General features: G+C 54.7%; 20 protein-coding genes. 5 read left to right on the forward strand and 15 right to left on the reverse strand.

All coding sequences use genetic code 11. From position 1 onward, the window contains the following. Window positions 1-28: 28 nt before the first annotated feature. From QEH53_RS06560 to QEH53_RS06610, 11 genes are all read right to left on the reverse strand, one after another. Window positions 29-1315: a GTP-binding protein gene (locus tag QEH53_RS06560; protein ID WP_309022353.1), complete on the reverse strand. Its 1287-nt coding sequence runs from the start codon at window positions 1313-1315 to the stop codon at window positions 29-31. A gap of 46 nt (window positions 1316-1361) precedes the next feature. Further along, window positions 1362-2267 (reverse strand): sulfate adenylyltransferase subunit CysD, encoded by a 906-nt coding sequence (cysD, locus tag QEH53_RS06565; protein WP_309022354.1) that lies wholly within the window; start codon window positions 2265-2267, stop codon window positions 1362-1364. Window positions 2268-2333: 66 nt separating this feature from the next. After that, entirely contained in the window at window positions 2334-3596 is a 1263-nt protein-coding gene (locus QEH53_RS06570; protein ID WP_309022355.1) for a PLP-dependent aminotransferase family protein, read from the reverse strand. Window positions 3597-3678: 82 nt separating this feature from the next. Beyond that, on the reverse strand, window positions 3679-5709 hold the full coding sequence (gene ftsH, locus QEH53_RS06575) for an ATP-dependent zinc metalloprotease FtsH (RefSeq protein ID WP_309022356.1): 2031 nt from the start codon (window positions 5707-5709) through the stop codon (window positions 3679-3681). A gap of 31 nt (window positions 5710-5740) precedes the next feature. After that, window positions 5741-7174, reverse strand: a complete 1434-nt coding sequence (gene tilS, locus QEH53_RS06580; protein WP_309022357.1) for a tRNA lysidine(34) synthetase TilS — start codon at window positions 7172-7174, stop codon at window positions 5741-5743. 18 nt (window positions 7175-7192) lie between these two features. Next, on the reverse strand, window positions 7193-8464 hold the full coding sequence (gene serS / locus QEH53_RS06585; RefSeq protein WP_309022358.1) for a serine--tRNA ligase: 1272 nt from the start codon (window positions 8462-8464) through the stop codon (window positions 7193-7195). A 98-nt stretch (window positions 8465-8562) separates the two neighbouring features. Then, window positions 8563-9516, reverse strand: coding sequence for a glycosyltransferase family 9 protein (locus tag QEH53_RS06590; RefSeq protein WP_309022359.1), 954 nt, complete (start codon window positions 9514-9516; stop codon window positions 8563-8565). 2 nt (window positions 9517-9518) lie between these two features. Continuing rightward, a complete protein-coding gene (locus QEH53_RS06595) occupies window positions 9519-9983 on the reverse strand; it encodes a tRNA (cytidine(34)-2'-O)-methyltransferase (protein WP_345785706.1) in 465 nt (154 codons plus the stop codon). Between the two features lie 4 nt (window positions 9984-9987). Next, window positions 9988-10902 carry a homoserine kinase gene (locus QEH53_RS06600; RefSeq protein ID WP_309022361.1) on the reverse strand — a complete coding sequence of 305 codons (915 nt, stop codon included), beginning with the start codon at window positions 10900-10902 and terminating at the stop codon, window positions 9988-9990. Between the two features lie 37 nt (window positions 10903-10939). After that, the gene (gene smpB, locus QEH53_RS06605; protein ID WP_309022362.1) at window positions 10940-11428 is read right to left on the reverse strand and encodes an SsrA-binding protein SmpB; all 489 of its coding nucleotides are present in this window, start codon (window positions 11426-11428) and stop codon (window positions 10940-10942) included. Window positions 11429-11536: 108 nt separating this feature from the next. Next, on the reverse strand, window positions 11537-11734 hold the full coding sequence (locus tag QEH53_RS06610) for a DNA-directed RNA polymerase subunit omega (RefSeq protein WP_191616457.1): 198 nt from the start codon (window positions 11732-11734) through the stop codon (window positions 11537-11539). A gap of 130 nt (window positions 11735-11864) precedes the next feature. Here QEH53_RS06610 and cutA point away from each other — a divergent pair, with 130 nt between their 5' ends. Together cutA and QEH53_RS06620 are read left to right on the forward strand one after the other, a co-directional pair. Further along, window positions 11865-12206: a divalent-cation tolerance protein CutA gene (gene cutA, locus QEH53_RS06615; RefSeq protein WP_309022363.1), complete on the forward strand. Its 342-nt coding sequence runs from the start codon at window positions 11865-11867 to the stop codon at window positions 12204-12206. A gap of 18 nt (window positions 12207-12224) precedes the next feature. After that, window positions 12225-12380 carry a small basic protein gene (locus tag QEH53_RS06620; protein WP_309022364.1) on the forward strand — a complete coding sequence of 52 codons (156 nt, stop codon included), beginning with the start codon at window positions 12225-12227 and terminating at the stop codon, window positions 12378-12380. Between the two features lie 125 nt (window positions 12381-12505). On the opposite strand, the gene QEH53_RS06625 is transcribed toward QEH53_RS06620, so the two are convergent. Together QEH53_RS06625 and QEH53_RS06630 are read right to left on the reverse strand one after the other, a co-directional pair. After that, window positions 12506-13537 carry a M23 family metallopeptidase gene (locus tag QEH53_RS06625; RefSeq protein ID WP_309022365.1) on the reverse strand — a complete coding sequence of 344 codons (1032 nt, stop codon included), beginning with the start codon at window positions 13535-13537 and terminating at the stop codon, window positions 12506-12508. Continuing rightward, window positions 13509-14033, reverse strand: coding sequence for a hypothetical protein (locus QEH53_RS06630; RefSeq protein WP_309022366.1), 525 nt, complete (start codon window positions 14031-14033; stop codon window positions 13509-13511). The genes QEH53_RS06625 and QEH53_RS06630 overlap by 29 nt, the downstream gene beginning before the upstream one ends. Before the next feature lie 102 nt (window positions 14034-14135). Here QEH53_RS06630 and QEH53_RS06635 point away from each other — a divergent pair, with 102 nt between their 5' ends. Further along, on the forward strand, window positions 14136-14828 hold the full coding sequence (locus QEH53_RS06635; protein ID WP_309022367.1) for a rhomboid family intramembrane serine protease: 693 nt from the start codon (window positions 14136-14138) through the stop codon (window positions 14826-14828). Here QEH53_RS06635 and QEH53_RS06640 read toward each other — a convergent pair. Further along, on the reverse strand, window positions 14825-15253 hold the full coding sequence (locus QEH53_RS06640; protein ID WP_309022368.1) for a thioesterase family protein: 429 nt from the start codon (window positions 15251-15253) through the stop codon (window positions 14825-14827). The genes QEH53_RS06635 and QEH53_RS06640 overlap by 4 nt on opposite strands. A gap of 82 nt (window positions 15254-15335) precedes the next feature. Here QEH53_RS06640 and QEH53_RS06645 point away from each other — a divergent pair, with 82 nt between their 5' ends. Beyond that, window positions 15336-15617 (forward strand): hypothetical protein, encoded by a 282-nt coding sequence (locus tag QEH53_RS06645; RefSeq protein ID WP_309022369.1) that lies wholly within the window; start codon window positions 15336-15338, stop codon window positions 15615-15617. Window positions 15618-15802: 185 nt separating this feature from the next. Here the strand turns inward: QEH53_RS06645 and QEH53_RS06650 are convergent, their stop codons facing one another. Then, entirely contained in the window at window positions 15803-15997 is a 195-nt protein-coding gene (locus tag QEH53_RS06650; protein WP_309022370.1) for a cold-shock protein, read from the reverse strand. A 238-nt stretch (window positions 15998-16235) separates the two neighbouring features. On the opposite strand from QEH53_RS06650, the gene QEH53_RS06655 reads away from it, so the two are divergent. Beyond that, entirely contained in the window at window positions 16236-17093 is an 858-nt protein-coding gene (locus QEH53_RS06655; RefSeq protein WP_309022371.1) for a rhomboid family intramembrane serine protease, read from the forward strand. The last annotated feature ends 8 nt before the right edge of the window (window positions 17094-17101 follow it).

A 17101-nucleotide genomic window follows, 5' to 3' on the forward strand; every position in this document is an offset into this window, starting at 1 on the left:
GCGTGATAAAAACCGATTTGAGGAGCGACTACCGTATCATGCCTGCGGCGACTGTCTCGTTGGTGAAGGCGTCCACCAGGATGAAGGAGCCCGTCACGCGGTTGCGCTTGTAGCTGTCGTAGCAAAGCGGCGAGGCGGTGCGGATGGTGATGCGCCCGATGTCGTTGAGCGTGAACTCGTTGTCGCCCTCGATCTTGTGCAGGGTGTTGATGTCCACCTTGTACTTGACCTCGCGAACCAGGGCCTTCGCCTCCTTGGAGCAATGGCGGATCAGGAACTTGCCCTTCGGGTTGAGGGGCTTGTCGGAGAACCAGCACACCATGGCGTCGATGTCCTGCCCGACCGTGGGCGGGTTGTTGGGCTTGCCGATCATGTCGCCGCGGCTGATGTCGATCTCGCGGTCCAGCGTCATCGCGACGCTCAACGGCGAGTAGGCCTCCGCGAGCTCGCCTTCCGCCGTGTGCAAGGCCTTGACCTTCGCCTCGAAGCCGGAGGGATAGACCACCACGTCGTCGCCGGGCTTGAAGACCCCGCCGGCGATGCGCCCCGCGTAGCCGCGGAAGTCGTGGTACTCGTCGCTGTGGGGGCGGATCACCCACTGGACCGGCAGGCGCGAGTCCACATGGTTGGCGTCCGGGCCGACGTACAGCGTCTCGAGGTGGTAGAGGAGGGTCGGCCCCTTGTACCAGTCCATGTTCTTGGACTGGTCCACCACGTTGTCGCCCTTCAGGGCGCTGATCGGGATGAAGGAGACCTCCACGATGTTCTCAAGGCGCGAGGCGAACTTCTGGAACTCCTCGCGGATCTTCTTGAAGGTCGCTTCCGACCAGTCGACCAGGTCCATCTTGTTGACCGCGATCACCACGTGCTGGATCCGCAGCAGGTTCGCGATGAACGAGTGGCGGCAGGTCTGCTCGATGACCCCCTTGCGGGCGTCCACCAGGATGATGGCCAGGTTGGCCGTCGAGGCTCCCGTCACCATGTTGCGGGTGTACTGGATGTGGCCGGGAGTGTCGGCGATGATGAACTTGCGGCGCGGGGTGGCGAAGTAGCGGTAGGCCACGTCGATGGTGATGCCCTGCTCGCGCTCGGAGCGCAGGCCGTCGGTGAGGAGGGCCAGGTTCACGTGCTCGTCGCCGCGCTGCTTGCTGGTGTTCTCGATGGACTCGAGCTGGTCCTCGAAGATCGCCTTGGAGTCGTACATGAGGCGCCCGATAAGGGTGGACTTTCCGTCGTCGACCGAGCCGGCGGTCGTGAAGCGGAGCAGGTCCATGTCGAGGTAGCCTTCTTCCGGAGAGCTGTTTTCAGTGCTCATAGTATTTGTGAAATCTGTAGTTAAGGTTCGGTTGCGCCGCAGCGGATCAAAAGTAGCCCGCCTTCTTGCGGTCTTCCATGGCGCTTTCGCTTCGCTTGTCGTCGGCGCGGTTGCCGCGCTCGGTCTGGCGGGCCGCCGCGACCTCCTCGATGATCTTCTCCATGGTGTCAGCGCCGGACTCGACCGCGCCGGTGATGGTCGCGTCGCCCATGGTGCGGAAGCGGATCTGCTTCCTCTCGACCGTCTCGCCGTCGCGCGGCTGGACGAATTCGGAGACCGCTAGGATCGTTCCGTTGCGGACCACTATGTCGCGCTCGTGGGCGTAGTAGAGGCTGGGCAGTTCGATGCTTTCCGCCTTCATGTACTGCCACACGTCCATCTCGGTCCAGTTGGAGAGCGGGAAGACGCGGAAGTGCTCCCCTTGGGCCATGCGGCCGTTGAAGATGTTCCAAAGCTCGGGGCGCTGGTTCTTGGGGTCCCACTGGCCGAACTCGTCGCGATGGGAGAAGAAGCGCTCCTTGGCGCGAGCCTTCTCCTCGTCGCGGCGGGCTCCCCCCATGGCCGCGTCGTACTGGCCCTCCTCGAGGGCGTCGAGCAGGGTCTGGATCTGCAGCATGTTGCGGGAAGCGTTCGCTCCCTTCTCCTCGACCACGCGACCGTCCTTGATCGCTTCCTCCACCGAAGCTACGATCAGGTTCGCGCCCAGCTTCTCCACCAGGTCGTCGCGGTAGACGAGGGTCTCGGGGAAATTGTGCCCGGTGTCCACGTGCAGAAGGGGGAAAGGGATCTTGGCCGGCCAGAAGGCCTTCGCCGCAAGATGCGTCATCACGATGGAGTCCTTGCCTCCGGAGAACATGAGCACGGGACGCTCGAACTGGGCGGCGGTCTCGCGAAGGATGTAGATCGCTTCGCTTTCGAGCTGCTTCAAGTGCGTTACTGAGTAATCTTGCATATCTTAGTAAAGTTAAGAGGGATTAAAGGTTGATTTCCAAAATTCGATTATCAGTCAATAGTGTTTTCATGAAATTTTCATGGCCGTTGTGTGTTTAACGGCAAAACAAAATCGATCTGCAGCTTTCTTGAGATCTTCGAGTCCGAGGACGCCAAAACTCAAACGCGCCCAATTACGTGGGCTTCGTCCCGCGTTACACAGCTCTCCCGGAACGTACAAGACGCCCGCTTCGATGGCTGCTTGGTGAAGCTCTGAGTCAAAGCCCGTTTCCATGTCGCCGGGGGCCATTAACCAGAGATAAAGTCCTCCCTCTGGCAGAGTCCAAGACCAGCCTTGAGCCAATAGCGTATCCGCCAAATGAATATGTAATGTCTCAATCTTTTCCAAATAAGACTTTCGCAAAACTCCAAGATGCCTATCGAAAAGCCCGGTCTCCAGTGATTTCGCGAGCAACGCTTGGTTGTAGTTGGCCGTTCCAAAATCCTGCTGCCCCTTTACTGCCATCATCCGATCGAGCCAATCACCGTGCGTGCAATAACCAAAGCCTACCTTTAGTCCGGTGGCGAAAGGCTTTGTGAGTGTCGTCGAATAGAAAATCGGAACATCATTCCCCTCGCCTGCCAAAGCAAGAGAGCTTTCCGCCTCGAATGGCTTAGCGTAGAAGAGCTCCCGATACGCGGCATCTTCGAACAGAGCAATCGTGCCATCGAACTTCCCTAGAAGTGCTAAGAGCGAGCTTTTGCACTCCCTTGATACGCTGTGGCCGCTGGGATTAGCGTAGTAGCTCACTAAATACACTGCTTTGACTCGATCCAAATTACCAGCCGCGGCGTACGCTTCTAAAACGTTGGAGAGACCTGCCTTATCAACGTCTCCATTGCGTAGCATTGGCATCGAAATCGCTTCAACACCCAAGCCGCGAAGCATCTCCAAGAAAACAAAATAAGTCGGTTGCTCGACCAACACGATATCACCCGGATCGCAGAGAGTTTGCACTGCGAGATAGAGAGCCTGTTGGGATCCATTACTTATGAAAGAACACTCGAGATCGTATGACCAACCTGCATGGTCCTGAGCCTCCAGGCGTCCCGTCATCAGTTTCCTCAACTTCTGGCTCCCTTGATTGGCTCCATATTGTAGAACCGATCGATCGCCTTCTTCACATAGGCTAACCGCAACTTCGGTTAGTTCGGCCAGAGGGAGAGTTCGATCATCAGTGAAACCGGCAGCGAGGCTCAGCAATTCCGGACGCTGCAAGGCGGCCGTCATCAGGCGAGCAATATCAGATTCCGTTTGACGGGTGCCGAGCTGAGAGAACTTGAGGGACATGAGGAGAGACTTTCATAACGAAAAAGACAGCGACGATAACCTCGCCGCTGTCTGATTAAATTTAATGATGTGATCGATTCGTCTAGGCAATCGATGGAGCTCCGTCCACGGCCGGTGGAGCGACATCCTCCTTCGACTTCTTCTTCACTGACTTCTCGTTGGCCTTCTTCTCGGCTTCACGCTTTTCATCGAGTTCCGTCTTGGAGGAAATGACATCAGAGCGAATTTCTCCATGCTCTAGAATTTCTTCTACATGCTTGCCGTCGATAGTTTCGTATTGGAGCAAGGCTTCAGCAATTGTAACCAACGCTTCCTTACGTTCCTCGATCATTTTCCGAGCACGTTCGAATTGTTCGTGAATGATCTCGCTCACCGCCTCATCGATCTGCTCGGCAGTGCTTTCGCTGTGATCCTGCGTGCGGTTGATGTCGCGACCGAGGAATACTTGATCTTGATTTTCGCCAAACGAGATAGGTCCCAGCTTGCTCATACCGTATCTGCAAACCATGTCCCGAGCCGACTTCGTCGCCTGCGAAATATCCGCCACAGCACCCGTGCTGTAATCGCCGGTGATAATCTCCTCTGCGAGGCGACCGCCCATACAAACTGCTATGTAGTCCTCAAGCTGCTTCTTGGACATTCCTAAGCTATCCTTGGTAGGGGCCATCATTGCCATGCCAAGAGTTCCCCCGCGCGGGAGAATCGTGACCTTGTGTAGGCGAACATCCCTATCGGTAAGAAGAACTCGAATCATAGCGTGTCCCGCCTCATGGTAAGCCGTAGACTTCAGATCATCCTCGTCTACGACACGACGGCGTTCGCGGCCGAATGAAATTTTGTCTCGGGCTTCATCCATGTCGATCGATTCGACCTTATCCTTAGCCTTGCGAGCCGCGGTAAGCGCTCCTTCATTGAGAAGGTTAGCGAGATCTGCACCAGCAAAACCAGGGGTGACACGAGCGATCGCAGAAAGGTCAACCTCTTCGCTCAAGCGGATCTTTTTGGCATGCACCTTGAGAATCTCTTCGCGGCCACGCAGATCCGGGAGTCCGACAACAACCTGACGGTCGAATCGTCCGGGACGGAGCAAGGCCTTATCGAGCACGTCGGCACGGTTGGTCGCAGCGATGATAATTACGCCCTCGGTCGTGTCAAAACCGTCCATCTCCACAAGCAAAGAGTTCAAAGTCTGCTCACGCTCGTCGTTTCCTCCGCCAAGTCCAGCGCCACGCTGGCGACCAACAGCGTCAATTTCGTCTACGAATATCAAACAGGGAGCGCTCTTGCGTCCTTGCTCAAACATGTCACGAACGCGGCTTGCGCCTACACCCACAAACATTTCCACGAAATCGGAACCACTGATCGAAAAGAATGGAACGTCCGCTTCGCCAGCCACCGCCTTTGCGAGCAAGGTCTTGCCGGTACCTGGAGGCCCCACCATCAAAATGCCCTTAGGGATCTTACCGCCCATACGTTGAAAACGTTTTGGGTCCTTCAGAAAATCGATAACTTCGCTGACCTCCTCTTTGGCTTCGTCGCAGCCAGCAACGTTCGCGAAGGTGATCTTGTCCTTGTCGCGGGTCAGCAGCTTTGCTTTGCTCTTGCCGAAGCTGAGAGCACCCTTGCCAGCCATTCGGAGCTGACGGACGAAGAGGAAGTAGAGTAACCCGATGACCAGCAGAAACGGAATGATGCCAGCGAGCAATTGCGGCAGAAAGGTGTTTGGGCTGGTTTCCTTGAAGACACCGCTCGATTGCAGTATTTCGTAGTTCGACTCAGAGAGCCGTCCCTTGGCGATGAATCCCTTGTTGGCGATCACCTCATCTCCCAAGTCATTCGTGACCGGAGTCGCAATCGTACCTCCAATCTCGTACCAATCCATGCCTCCATTCGGCATAGGAGCAATTTTGCCAGCAAGAACGCGTCCTTGCTGGGTCATTTCGATCACCTTGGTTACCGGTAGCGTTTCGACTTCGCCGGTCTCGGTAGAGTTTTGCCAGATGATCAGCATCAATGCGATGAGGACCACCCAGAATATGATAACCTTGGGTTGAAAACGCTCAGGCCCACCTTTCATGGGGCCGCGCCGGTTGGAACTATTTTTATCGGGCATTAAATTCTAATGGAGGCGTGTAGGTTGAGTCTCATCTATCGTAAGTCAATCGCAAGGCGGTTTCACAGTTAAAACCGAGTTTCTTGTCGGCAATCGGCGGAAATCCAGGCACCCAAAGGATTCCAAACTTCTCGCTAACGAAAACTGGCAAGCAGTCCCTATCCTTTCGGTCAATCTTACGGTCAATGAACAAATTCTTCAGCTTCTTTGGCGACGATTTACCGAGCGGCTTGAATGCGTCTCCAGGAGCTCTCGTACGGACCTGCACTCTACCACAAGAGTTCCCTCCTGCATCTAAGTACACGATTCTCGTGTCGTCGTTACCTCCAGAACGCACTTTTTCTTGGAGTTCTTCGCTCATCGTCACCTGCTCAAAAGACAGCCGGGCCCCGTCAGGAAGGTACGCTCGCGCCCCAAGCGGAAGGCAAAACGGCAGCCAGGTGGCGGCTTCCCAACTTCCTTCCTTCCGCAAAGAAAGCCAATTTTCAGTAAATTCGTAAAAAAACCCGGTCCCAACCTCCAACTTCAGTTTTTCGCCTGTTTCGATCGCGTTGAGGGCCACGGACATCGCATCCGACGAAACTGCGTCACCTCCGGGCAAAAGTGCCAGCACCCGACGCTGCAAGCCGACCGGTAGAGCCTTGAGGCCAGGACGCCTCAAGGCGGATTCGGACTCCTCCCAGCACTGCGACCAAAAAAACCTCGCTGCATAGTCCAAAGCGTCCGAATCCTCTTCGAGTAATCGGCGACTGCTGCCAACGCTCGCCAGCAACGGGCGATCTGCGGCACGCTGCCACGAGGGAACCGCTAGCTTCCGCAGGCGGGCTCGGTAGTTTGCATCCGAAGAATTGCTCTGGTCTTCTCGCCAAGGGACTTTTGCCGCCCGAAGGGTATCCTTGATCTCCTCGCGTCCCCAATCTAGCAAGGGCCGCAAGAAAAACAAACCGCCACCTGCCTCCGATATCTCCCTTGGCGCGCAGATACCCCTAACTCCCGCTCCGCGCGACAGACGCATCAGTATCGACTCGACCACGTCGTCTCCGTGGTGCCCAGTTACGATATATGCCGCGACCTCATCATTAGAACCTGTGGTCGCCCTGAAAAACGACAGCCGAGCCTCGCGAGCGAGCGCTTCGTTCACATTTTCGATTCCATCGACCCAATTCGCCTTCGCATGCAAAAAGGGAATATTTAAAGCAGAACACAGTTCCTTCACGAAAGTCGCGTCGGCTGCAGACTCTTCTTTCCTCAAGTCGTGATCGAAATGCAGGACACTGAGTCGTCCGCCCCACTCCTGGTCTCGAAGATAAAAGCGCAGCAGGAGTAGTGCAAAGACGGAATCCGCACCCCCTGAGCAAGCAACGTATAGCCGCTCAAGCGCATCGAGCTTAACCCCGACACCTCGAGGAAATCGGGAGAGATCTATTCTCGACTCTAGACGACGAGCTGCCTCTTCCCAATCCAATACCAGCCTCTCTCCGATTTAGAGTTTTTCGATAAACTGCTTGCCGACGTAAGGCACCAGAACCTCCGGAAGGCGGATACGTCCGTCTTCTTGCAAGCCGTTTTCGATGATCGCCACAAACACTCGCGGCACAGCGAGGCCCGAGCCATTGAGCGTATGCAGGATTTCGGGCTTTCCCGTTTCCGCATTGCGATAGCGGATACGAGCCCGGCGAGCTTGGAAGGACCCAAAGTTGCTGCAGCTCGAAACTTCCAACCAACGCTTCTGACCGGCTGCATAAACCTCGAGATCGTATTGCTTGCAGTTGGTGAACCCCATGTCCCCACCGCACATCAGCAGAGTACGGAAGGGCAAACCTAGTTTCTCGAGCAGGCTTTCCGCGTATCCGCGCAGCGACTCCAACTCGTCCATGCTGCTCTCGGGCTTAACCCATTTGAGCAGTTCTACCTTGTCAAATTGGTGAACGCGATTAAGACCCCGAACTTCCTTGCCATGGCTTCCGGCTTCGCGACGGAAACAGGCGGAGTGGCCGCAACGGTATATCGGCAAATCAGCTTCGTCTAAGATTTCATCGCGGAAGAAATTAGTCAAAGGAACCTCAGCGGTCGGGATCGCATACAGGCCATCCTCCACCGTTTGGTACATCTGCCCTTCCTTGTCAGGTAGCTGTCCCGTCGCTGTTGCGCTTTCGGCATTTACCAGAAACGGTACGCCAATCTCCTGGAACCCAGCATCGCTGCCTTCGTTGAGGAAAAAGTTGATTAGGCCGCGGGCCAGCTTCGCTCCATCGCCAACGAAAAAGGGGAAGCCTGCTCCGCTCACCTTGGCACCACGGCGCAAGTCGAGGATTTGCTCTATCCATTCGATATCGTAATGGGCCGTCTGGTAATCGGCATCGGCGGGTATTTCGCCAACCTCGCGCACCACCACATTCTCCGACTCGTCGCGTCCTTCCGGTACACTTTCATCGGGCAAATTAGGAATGTTGAGCACGCTCTCGCCCCACTCCGCCTCGGCTTCGCTAAGCTCGGCATCCTTCGCCTTCACCTCAGCAGAGACCGCCTTCATTTCTTGCACCTTGGCGATAAATTCTGGACTGCCTTTGGGGAGCTTGGCCATGTCGTTGTTGGCCGCCTTTTGCTTCGCGCGAAGCGATTCGGCTTCGGAGATAAGGGCACGACGCTTCTCGTCGAGCGCAAGAATAGCGTCGAGGTCGCACTTGATGTGCTTTTTAGCGATTCCCGCGCGAACTGCGTCTGGGTTTTCTCTGAGGAGTTTCGGGTCGATCATCTTCGATAGGGCTGAGAACTTCGCTTTAAGAAAAGGCTAATCTATTCAAAAAACGAGACCACGCCTTATTGGCCTCCTGACCTCAGAGTCAAGCCAGCTCAGAGGGCAAGGAGCTTTTCCACCTCAGCGAAAACCGTATCGCACTCGAGCAGGCTTACTTCCCCCTGCGGGGCCTTCAACGCAGCATTGGCAACGGCTCCTACTGGATAGGTCCCGCGAACCTCAGGCGAAACGAAGCTGTAAAGCGTAAGGTTTGTTGCACCCAAAGCGCCGGCCAGCTGGGCCGGCCCATTGTCATTGGCCACCACCAAGCTCGAACTCGCCAAGATCCGGCAGAGCTCGCCCCAAGAGAACTGGCCCTGCAAATCATGCACCCTATCCGGTAGTGGTTCGCTCAATACATGAGGAACAACTCCCAAGACCAAGACCTCAAGATCCTCGTGATTCGCCACCATTCGAGCGGCCAGATCCGACATCCCTGACCATGCCCGCTCCGTTTTAAACCTGCCTGGAAAAAGACAGACGACCTGCCTAGCATCCTCAAACATTCCCCGAACCAAATCAGGCAACCTCCCGCCTTGGGATAGCGACAAAGCTTCGCTCAACACCGGCTTCAGGCCGAAGATAGAACCAAAATCCTGGAAGCGCTCCACTAGGTGTCGCCTTTCGTCAGACAATTTGGAAATCACCTCGCCGTAACAGATCGAAGCACCCTCTCGAGCTGAACGCAGGCCAATCTTGCGACCGCCCTTCGCGAAGAAACACATTGCTCCCGTTCTAGCATACCCCTCGAAATCGAGAACGAAATCGTAGTGGTCCTGCCTAATCTCACGAAGCAAACTGGCAAAACTCGCCAACGCCTCGCTTCGACGAAAAACGATAGTTCGGTCAACGAAATCAAAAGACGCCACCAAGGGCTCGTAAAAGCGACGCACTACCCACGTGAACTCTAACTCGGGATGTTGGAGTTTGATCGATTCGACAACCCTCAGTGCGTGAACAATCTTGTCGAGCGGCGAGGTCATCAAGATCAGGACCTTCGCGGAACTCATGGCTAAGGACTTCCTCGCAATTGCCGCATCACCTCAAATACCGCGACCCCAGCAGAGGTCGCCAAGTTCAAGGAACGCAGGCTGTCGTTATAATGCGGAATCTTCAGACGCCGATCTTCACCGATTTCATCGTGTAACCAATCAGGAGCGCCGTAGCCTTCATTGCCGAAAAGCAAACCATCGCCCTCTTCGTATTGAATGTCCCAATACGGTTGGCTCGATTTGGTCGTGAACAGAAACAAACGCTTGGGCCCTGCTTCACTCCCTTTGAAGCCTTCCCAATTCTCGTGATGATGCACGTCGAGCGACTTCCAGTAGTCCATACCAGAACGCTTCAAGTGCTTGTCCTTAATCGCAAAGCCAAGGGGATGAATCAGGTGTAGCCGGGATTCCGTGATCGCGCAGGTGCGGCCGATGTTCCCCGTGTTTTGAGGAATCTCCGGCTGGAAGAGAACGACGTGAAGCAACGGCTTACTCACTGTGGGAAATCTGAAGTCCGGTATTGTCGGCGCTCAAATCGCGACCAACGCTTTCAAGCCCAACTTCGCTAAATGCCACACGCATCGCCCCCATCACAGCTTCCGCTGTATCCACTGAACAAGCGCAAAGCACACTGGAGCCACTCCCGCTCAGCCAACCCGTGTAAGCTCCTGCCTCGATACCAGCAGCGATCGCCGCGGCGGCGCCCGGAATATTTTTAAGTCGGTACGGCTCGTGCACGCTGTCATGCACAGCGTTGGAAAGCCCTTCGTATTGGCCCGAAGCCAACGCAGCCACCACGCAGGAAACACTGTTAATGCTGGAGACAACTTTCGCGAAACCGAGGGATTCGGGCAAAACTCCACGCGAAGCGGATGTGAGAACCTCAAACTCTGGAGACACCACCACTAAACGAAGGTCCTCTCCCACTTCTATCTTGTTGACCGCTTCGACTTTCGCAGGGCTGTCGAGAAAACGGGATACTGTAAAGCCGCCCAAAATCGAGGCGCTAGCATTATCAGGATGTCCCTCGAGCTCGGTGATCACCTCCACCAGCTTCTCCTTGTCCCAGTCTGCGCCGGACAATTTTGAGAGTCCGCCCAGAATGCCGCCGCGAACTGTGACGCTGGACCCCAGTCCACGCGCTTGCGGAACATCGCCGCGTATCCGGATTCTAACTTCAAAGGTTGCCACACCGCTTTCCGAGAAAAAGCAGGCCACCGTCTCTCGAGCCATTTCGCTCAATGGAAAAATGTCCGGCCCGAATGCTTCGTCGCCAACGCATTCGGCCCGCTCAACGGAAACCTCGTTGAAAAGGGCCACTGCCATACCCAAGGTATCGAATCCCGAACCGCAATTGGAGGTGCTTCCGGGGACTTTGCAAACTACGCGTGAAAGGGATGGCATAGGACGATTTTCGAAAAAGGCTGTGTCTCAATAAAAGCTAGCGGACGCGAAACGCCTTCATCGTACGATCGATGTCTAGCATCTGCGCTTTCTTTTTCAGGTCCTCTCTCTTGTCAAAGAGCTTTTTGCCCGTACAGATGCCGACCTCGACCTTTATTAATGCCTCCTTGAAATACATTCGCGTAGGGATAGCCGCCTTGCCGCCAGCTTCCAAAGCGCGTTCGATCTTCTTAAGCTCCGACTTCTTGAGCAGCAGCTTCCGCTCGCGACGCACCACGTGGTTGTTGATGTTTCCGAACGCGTACTCGTCGATGTGTATCCCATAAATGAAGAATTCACCTTTGTGAAATCGACAGAAGCCATCGGATATCTGCGCTTTACCGGCTCGGATCGACTTCACCTCGGTGCCGGTCAAAACGATGCCTGCCTCGAAGGTGTCCTCGACTTCGTAGTCGCGGCGCACCTTGGAGTTGCGGATATCTTGCGGGCTCGAGCCCTTGCCGCCTTTTTTGTTCTTGCCTGCCATCTCAGGTTATTATCGTCGTCCGGATATAAAAAGGGCGCGGCGGACAATGTCTACCGCGCTCTGTCGAAGTCTTGCGCGAGCACATGCACGCCCGCCGCCGTCGGTTTGCTACTCGGCGAGCTCGTAACTGATCTTGCCCTCGATGATCTCGCGCAGGGCGATATCCTCGGGATTTAGCTTCTCCAGCGATTCTACCAGCGGGCGATTGCCATGGCGAAGCTGTTTAACGCGGCGTGAAACGACGTTAATCAGAATGTTTGGGTCCTTGATGACCTTGCGTGCTTCTTTAATATAATCTTCTCTCAAAGCTGCCTCCTTATTAATGGAATCCGCCCTTTTACCTTGCTGCCAAGGTGGGTCAAGTGCTTATTCCGGCTTTCGCAACGGCTATGTCGCCCTGCGACACTTGGAATCACAGTTAAGCATCCCTGTTACAATGCCTAAATCCGATAACCTTTACGTCTGCTTCACCACTGTGTCGCGTCTGCCCGAGGCCGAATCCCTCGCCGAAGACATCGTTAAGAGCCGCCTCGCGGCCTGCGTCCAAATCGACTCCCCCGTCACTTCTCTCTACCGCTGGCGAGGAAAGGTCGAGAAAGAGGAGGAATTCCGCATCGTGATCTACGCACTTGAAACCTCGCTGGAAAAGCTGGAAAGTTTTGTAGACGATCGCCACCCCTACGACACGCCGAAGTGGGTTTGCTGCCGAGCGGAAAAAGTTTCAGAAAAGTACTTGAAATGGGCAAATGATGTGTGCAACCTCCGCGGCTTCATTTAACCGGAACCTTTTTCGACCATGTCACAGCATCCTAGCTACAAGTCCAACGCCGCAACCGGCGCCAAGAGAAACGTACTCAAGCGCTTCGAGCGCGTAGAGCTTCTAAAAAAGCGTGGCGAGTGGAAAACTGGCGACCGCGTTTCCGGACTCAAGAAGACCAAGCCAGAAGCCTAAGCTTCTAGATAACTATTTTCTAAAACGTCGCTCCCTAAACGGGGCGACGTTTTTTGCGTCCACTCGCAGGGCTAGGCTTCAGCCCGTAGCCACGGTGCAAGATCCCGAAAGCCCCGATCCGACCCTCACCTAAGGAACATTCGCTTCATCAGACTGTTCACCTTCGACCCCACTCCGCCAGAAGCGTTTTCTTTAGCGAGATCGAGGCAAAGGTTACCTTCCAGCAAGTCGGGCCGCAAAGCATCGACAGTCAGCCAGTGCTCGTATCCTTTCATCTCGGCGCCAGTTAGTGCCTTGAAACGCGTGGGAAGACCGTACCAAGTCAGTTCTACTCTCCAGCCAGCGTGATCGGGAGGGATCACTTCGTTGTGCATCAGATACGGATTCACTTTTAGCAAATCAGGTATCGACGTATCCCGTACGAAAGCTTCCACCGCTATTTGTTCGCTCATCAAATACTCCCACGCATCAGCCGCCTCGCCCCTGCGCAAGGCTCCGCAGAGAGCCCAAACATCTGCGCCCACTATGTTCATGCCGTTGTAGGAACCATGTTCGTTTTTGGAATCGTACGGCTGCTGGTCATACCACGTCTGAAAATCTGGTCCGAGCCAGAATCCCAGCTCGAAGTGAAGGTGGGCACGACTTCGCGGTATTGAATACCCGCCGGCGCTGCGTCCCATAACAGCGATAGCCTGTCCCCCATCTACGGATACGCCTGCTTCGATCTCTGATTCAATGGCGCTCAAATGAGCGTAGAGACTCACGACCCCAGGGCCAATTTGCGGATGTTCTATTACGATATATCGCCCGTAGCTACTGTTCCCAGCGACGGAATTCACGTAACGGACGGTCCCTTCCGAGAATGCGAAAATGGGATCTGTTGCCTCCTTGCGGCGGTCCCAAGCTGTCGCGCGTAGATCCAAACCTTCATGAAAACGATGGCCGCCATTTCTAACGCAACCGAACAAGCCAGACGTGATTCTTCCAGAAACCGTAGGCTGCAACACCCCTTCCATCTCGCCATGCTGCACGAACCCGGGATTAGGCGTCGGCCAAAAGTAGGGACCCAACTTCGCTGCTTCTTGAGCATGTCCCCAACATGCAAATACAAACAATGAGAGAAACGCATTAGCGCTTAAGCTTCTTTTGAATATCAAAATTAGATTCCTTCAATTTCTTTGCTAGCTCCTCGAGGTTCTTATCGCTCACCTCGAGGAACACAAAAATTTTCCCGTTCGCGATGGGTCCGTCGATCTTACGCACTCCTAACGGTGCCCCATTTACGACGAGCACCAAGCGCTTGCCCTGATTCGCCACCGAGATCTGATAAAACTCACGAGCCGCGGGTGGTTTCAAGGTAAATGCTAGGCATCGTCCCAAGTCTACATCTACAACTTCTATTGAATGGTAGTCGTACTCCGAGACGATCGCCTCGCTCTCGACAGGTATCTGGACTCGACTCAATGGCAGGGTCACAGCGGCTGAATAACCATCGCTCGATACCGATTCCAAAAAGAACCTAGCACGCGTGAAATTCGCTCCGTCCATTCCGGTGGACTGACAGCCAGCTAAGGCAAACGCGGCGGTCAATAATAGAAGCAATACAGAATTCGGCACGAAGGAACTATCCTCCTCGACACCGTACCTAGGCAAGCGAAGAGTTCCGCTCTAAGATTCCCTTACACACTCGCCATAATAGCGCGTCATGTTCTGCTTCAGAAAAACGCCGCATAAAAAGTACCCAGCCCCCAAGTCATGACCGCACCCGTCACCCTCGCTATCTGCGCCATCACGGCCATCGTCACACAAGTCGCCTTTTCAAAGCCAGAGATCTTGCAACGCTTGCTATTCAAGCCACGTGAGATCCTCGCTAACGGCCAATGGGATCGCATCCTATCGAGTGCACTGATACATGCGGATTGGATGCACGCGGGGTTCAATCTCTTCGCCTTCTACTCTTTCGGTAGCGCCATCGAAGTCATCTACGGATGGAAAACACTCCTGGTCGTGTACCTCTTTTCCGTCATCGGCGGCTCCATGCTTTCGCTCTTTCTTCATCGGCATCACTCATACTCGGCACTCGGAGCCTCTGGTGGCGTGAGCGGGGTAATCTTCGCCACAATCTTCCTCGTGCCAGGCACGGGCGTGAGCCTCTTCTTCATCCCGATCGCCATCCCCGGCAACGTATTCGCACTCATTTACTTGATTGGTTCTTTCTGGGGACTGCGCAAAAACGTAGGCAACATCGGGCACGACGCCCACTTCGGCGGAGCAATCGTCGGGCTCGTATTCGCCTTCGCAATACGCCCCAGCTTCTGCCTAGCGGATCCTCTCTATTTCTTGGGCTCGATCCTCGTGTCAATCGCGTGCCTGGCTATCCTCTTCATAGATCCCACCAACTCGAGCGGCTCACTCCTGCCGCGGTCGAAGCCTGAGAGGTCTGACTAAGCCAACTCTCGACCAAAAGATTTAAAGAATACCTCCGGCAAACGTGTCGGCCGTCCAGTGGTCTTGTCGATTGCTGCCATTTCAGTCTTCGCCAGCAGCAGCTGCTCATCGCGCTTGTTGTAGCCGCGATAACACAGGTCAAAACGCGTGGGCCGCGGATTCGTGATCGTTATGTCCAAACGAAGCGTATCCGGATAGAACGCCTGCCGCGTATACTTCACGCAGAGCTCCGACAAGGTCAGCCCCACGCCTTCGACATTCTTCTCGGTGTAGCCCCAATTCGCCAGAAACTGCACTCGGCCTTCGTGCAGGTATTCCACAAAAACGTTGTTGGCCACATGGTCACCATAATTGTGATCCGTAATACGGAATGGGATACAGGTAGTAAAGTCGACTCGATCGAGTGTTTTTATCTCTTGAAACATAGCAATTCTCCCCAAACACGCCGAAAATTCGCAGAAACTGCAACTAGACAATTCACTCGACCTCGCTTACCTCTCTGACGTGATGCCATCTCGCGGACGACACCAAAGCACCTCGAAGGAATGCCAGCACACCATCAAGAAAATCGAGGGTTTGCCAGGCGTGGTCGGCGTCATCATCGGTCGTTCCTACGGCGGCAAGTCACTCGGCGGCGGTAGTCGAACCGGTAGCGTCAAGATCCAGCGAAAGCAGCCAGGAGGACTGAAAGCCGTCACCCAAACCGCGAAGGGCCTGCAGGAACTGTTCATCCGAACCGAAAACGACGACAACGACGCGATCATCGAAGACATCGAAAAGCTCCGCTAGCTCACATCTCGCTTACTCTGCCTCTCCCATAATGCTCTTACGGGAGCGAATTCAATAAGCCAAAAAAACGAGAGAAGCTGAAGCTTCTCTCGTTCCTTAGTATTCGAAAATTTAATACTCTCAGAACCCCCAATGGCCGCAAGGCCTTACCGCTAGAGCGGACTGGAATTCTCGAGTCGAAGGTCTTAGACCTTCTGTACTTTAGTGGCGCAAGGGCCCTTACGGCCTTCTCCAATTTCGAATTCAACGGTATCACCTTCATTGAGCGCGTAGCCGTCCGTCTCGGAGTGATGTACGAAAAGATCGTCTCCGCCCTCACTCTGCTGAATGAAGCCGTAGCCCTTTTCCTGATCAAACCACTTAATTGTTCCTTTTGACATATATATTTTTTTGTATTCTCGCGTCGTCGGCCACCCAGAGTGCTTCCTGAGGACCGCGACCCGCAGCGGCACCGTAGACGCAGCCGAGCGTTTGTCTAAGCAATTCTCGAATAATCGCGTTTTCAGCCTAGTTTCGCTACGATTTCGTTGAAATAGCAGGAGCTTTAGCTTCCTCCCACCACCCATGCGCAGCCTCTTTGGGAAGAGCTCTTCCCGAATCGACTATTTCCGACTTTAAATGTTCGTCCGATTCGAACATTCCCAAAGCATCAAACGCCTACTCAAAGAATCTCCCGCCGTCGTCGCCCTTCTCGCTGCCAACATCCTATTGTTTGCGCTCAAGTGGCTGCTCGCTCCTGCCACCGCACCAGGCGAACCCCTTGTCGACAATCCGCTCGATGTCCTGCTCGCCTTGCACTTCCCATACTCGCCGGACTTCCATATTTGGCAATTTCTGAGCCACATGTTCATGCACGGAAACGAGACGCACATCCTGTTCAACATGTTCGGCGTATTCACGTTCGGTAGTTTACTCGAACAGGTCTGGGGCACGAAGCGCTTCGTCGTGTTCTATCTCGTAGCCGGCCTTGGAGCGAGCTTGATCTATACCGGACTCAACGTCTACGAGTTCGGCACTTACATCGATTTCTTGGGGACCTACAACGTCTCCACCGAATCCATACAGAGTTTCTTAGCCACCCGCGTGCCCAATAGCGAACTAGCTTCGCGACTCTCCATCGAGGAACTTGTCACCTTCTACGGGATCTACAACGGCAGCATGCTTGGTGCGTCCGGCGCCCTCTACGGCATCTTAGTCGCTTTCGCGGTGCTCTTTCCTAACGGGAAGATTATGCTCATCTTTCTCCCTGTCCCCATTAAGGCCAAATATTTCGTACCAGCCATCGTCGGGTTCGACCTTTTCTCAGAACTCACCGGTTTCAGCATCTTCGGCGGAGGCATTGCCCACACTGCCCATATTGGCGGTGCTCTCATAGGCTTCATCCTCATGATGTACTGGAAGAAGGATCTTCCCGATGCCAGTCACTTCATCGAACCTGACGAGAACGAAGAGGAAGATCCGCACCTCGGACGTTAAACTTCGCT

The sequence above is a fragment of the Pelagicoccus sp. SDUM812002 genome, from assembly GCF_031127835.1.
In the GTDB taxonomy this organism is placed as follows: Bacteria; Verrucomicrobiota; Verrucomicrobiia; order Opitutales; family Opitutaceae; genus Pelagicoccus.

What these genes read in the sequence shown, in the direction of transcription:
- QEH53_RS06560 (WP_309022353.1), bottom strand. Translation starts at nt 1,315, where the DNA reads ATGAGCACTGAAAACAGCTCTCCGGAAGAAGGCTACCTCGACATGGAC.
- cysD (WP_309022354.1), bottom strand. Translation starts at nt 2,267, where the DNA reads ATGCAAGATTACTCAGTAACGCACTTGAAGCAGCTCGAAAGCGAAGCG.
- QEH53_RS06570 (WP_309022355.1), bottom strand. Translation starts at nt 3,596, where the DNA reads ATGTCCCTCAAGTTCTCTCAGCTCGGCACCCGTCAAACGGAATCTGAT.
- ftsH (WP_309022356.1), bottom strand. Translation starts at nt 5,709, where the DNA reads ATGCCCGATAAAAATAGTTCCAACCGGCGCGGCCCCATGAAAGGTGGG.
- serS (WP_309022358.1), bottom strand. Translation starts at nt 8,464, where the DNA reads ATGATCGACCCGAAACTCCTCAGAGAAAACCCAGACGCAGTTCGCGCG.
- QEH53_RS06590 (WP_309022359.1), bottom strand. Translation starts at nt 9,516, where the DNA reads ATGAGTTCCGCGAAGGTCCTGATCTTGATGACCTCGCCGCTCGACAAG.
- QEH53_RS06600 (WP_309022361.1), bottom strand. Translation starts at nt 10,902, where the DNA reads ATGCCATCCCTTTCACGCGTAGTTTGCAAAGTCCCCGGAAGCACCTCC.
- smpB (WP_309022362.1), bottom strand. Translation starts at nt 11,428, where the DNA reads ATGGCAGGCAAGAACAAAAAAGGCGGCAAGGGCTCGAGCCCGCAAGAT.
- cutA (WP_309022363.1), top strand. Translation starts at nt 11,865, where the DNA reads ATGCCTAAATCCGATAACCTTTACGTCTGCTTCACCACTGTGTCGCGT.
- QEH53_RS06620 (WP_309022364.1), top strand. Translation starts at nt 12,225, where the DNA reads ATGTCACAGCATCCTAGCTACAAGTCCAACGCCGCAACCGGCGCCAAG.
- QEH53_RS06635 (WP_309022367.1), top strand. Translation starts at nt 14,136, where the DNA reads ATGACCGCACCCGTCACCCTCGCTATCTGCGCCATCACGGCCATCGTC.
- QEH53_RS06640 (WP_309022368.1), bottom strand. Translation starts at nt 15,253, where the DNA reads ATGTTTCAAGAGATAAAAACACTCGATCGAGTCGACTTTACTACCTGT.
- QEH53_RS06645 (WP_309022369.1), top strand. Translation starts at nt 15,336, where the DNA reads ATGCCATCTCGCGGACGACACCAAAGCACCTCGAAGGAATGCCAGCAC.
- QEH53_RS06650 (WP_309022370.1), bottom strand. Translation starts at nt 15,997, where the DNA reads ATGTCAAAAGGAACAATTAAGTGGTTTGATCAGGAAAAGGGCTACGGC.
- QEH53_RS06655 (WP_309022371.1), top strand. Translation starts at nt 16,236, where the DNA reads ATGTTCGTCCGATTCGAACATTCCCAAAGCATCAAACGCCTACTCAAA.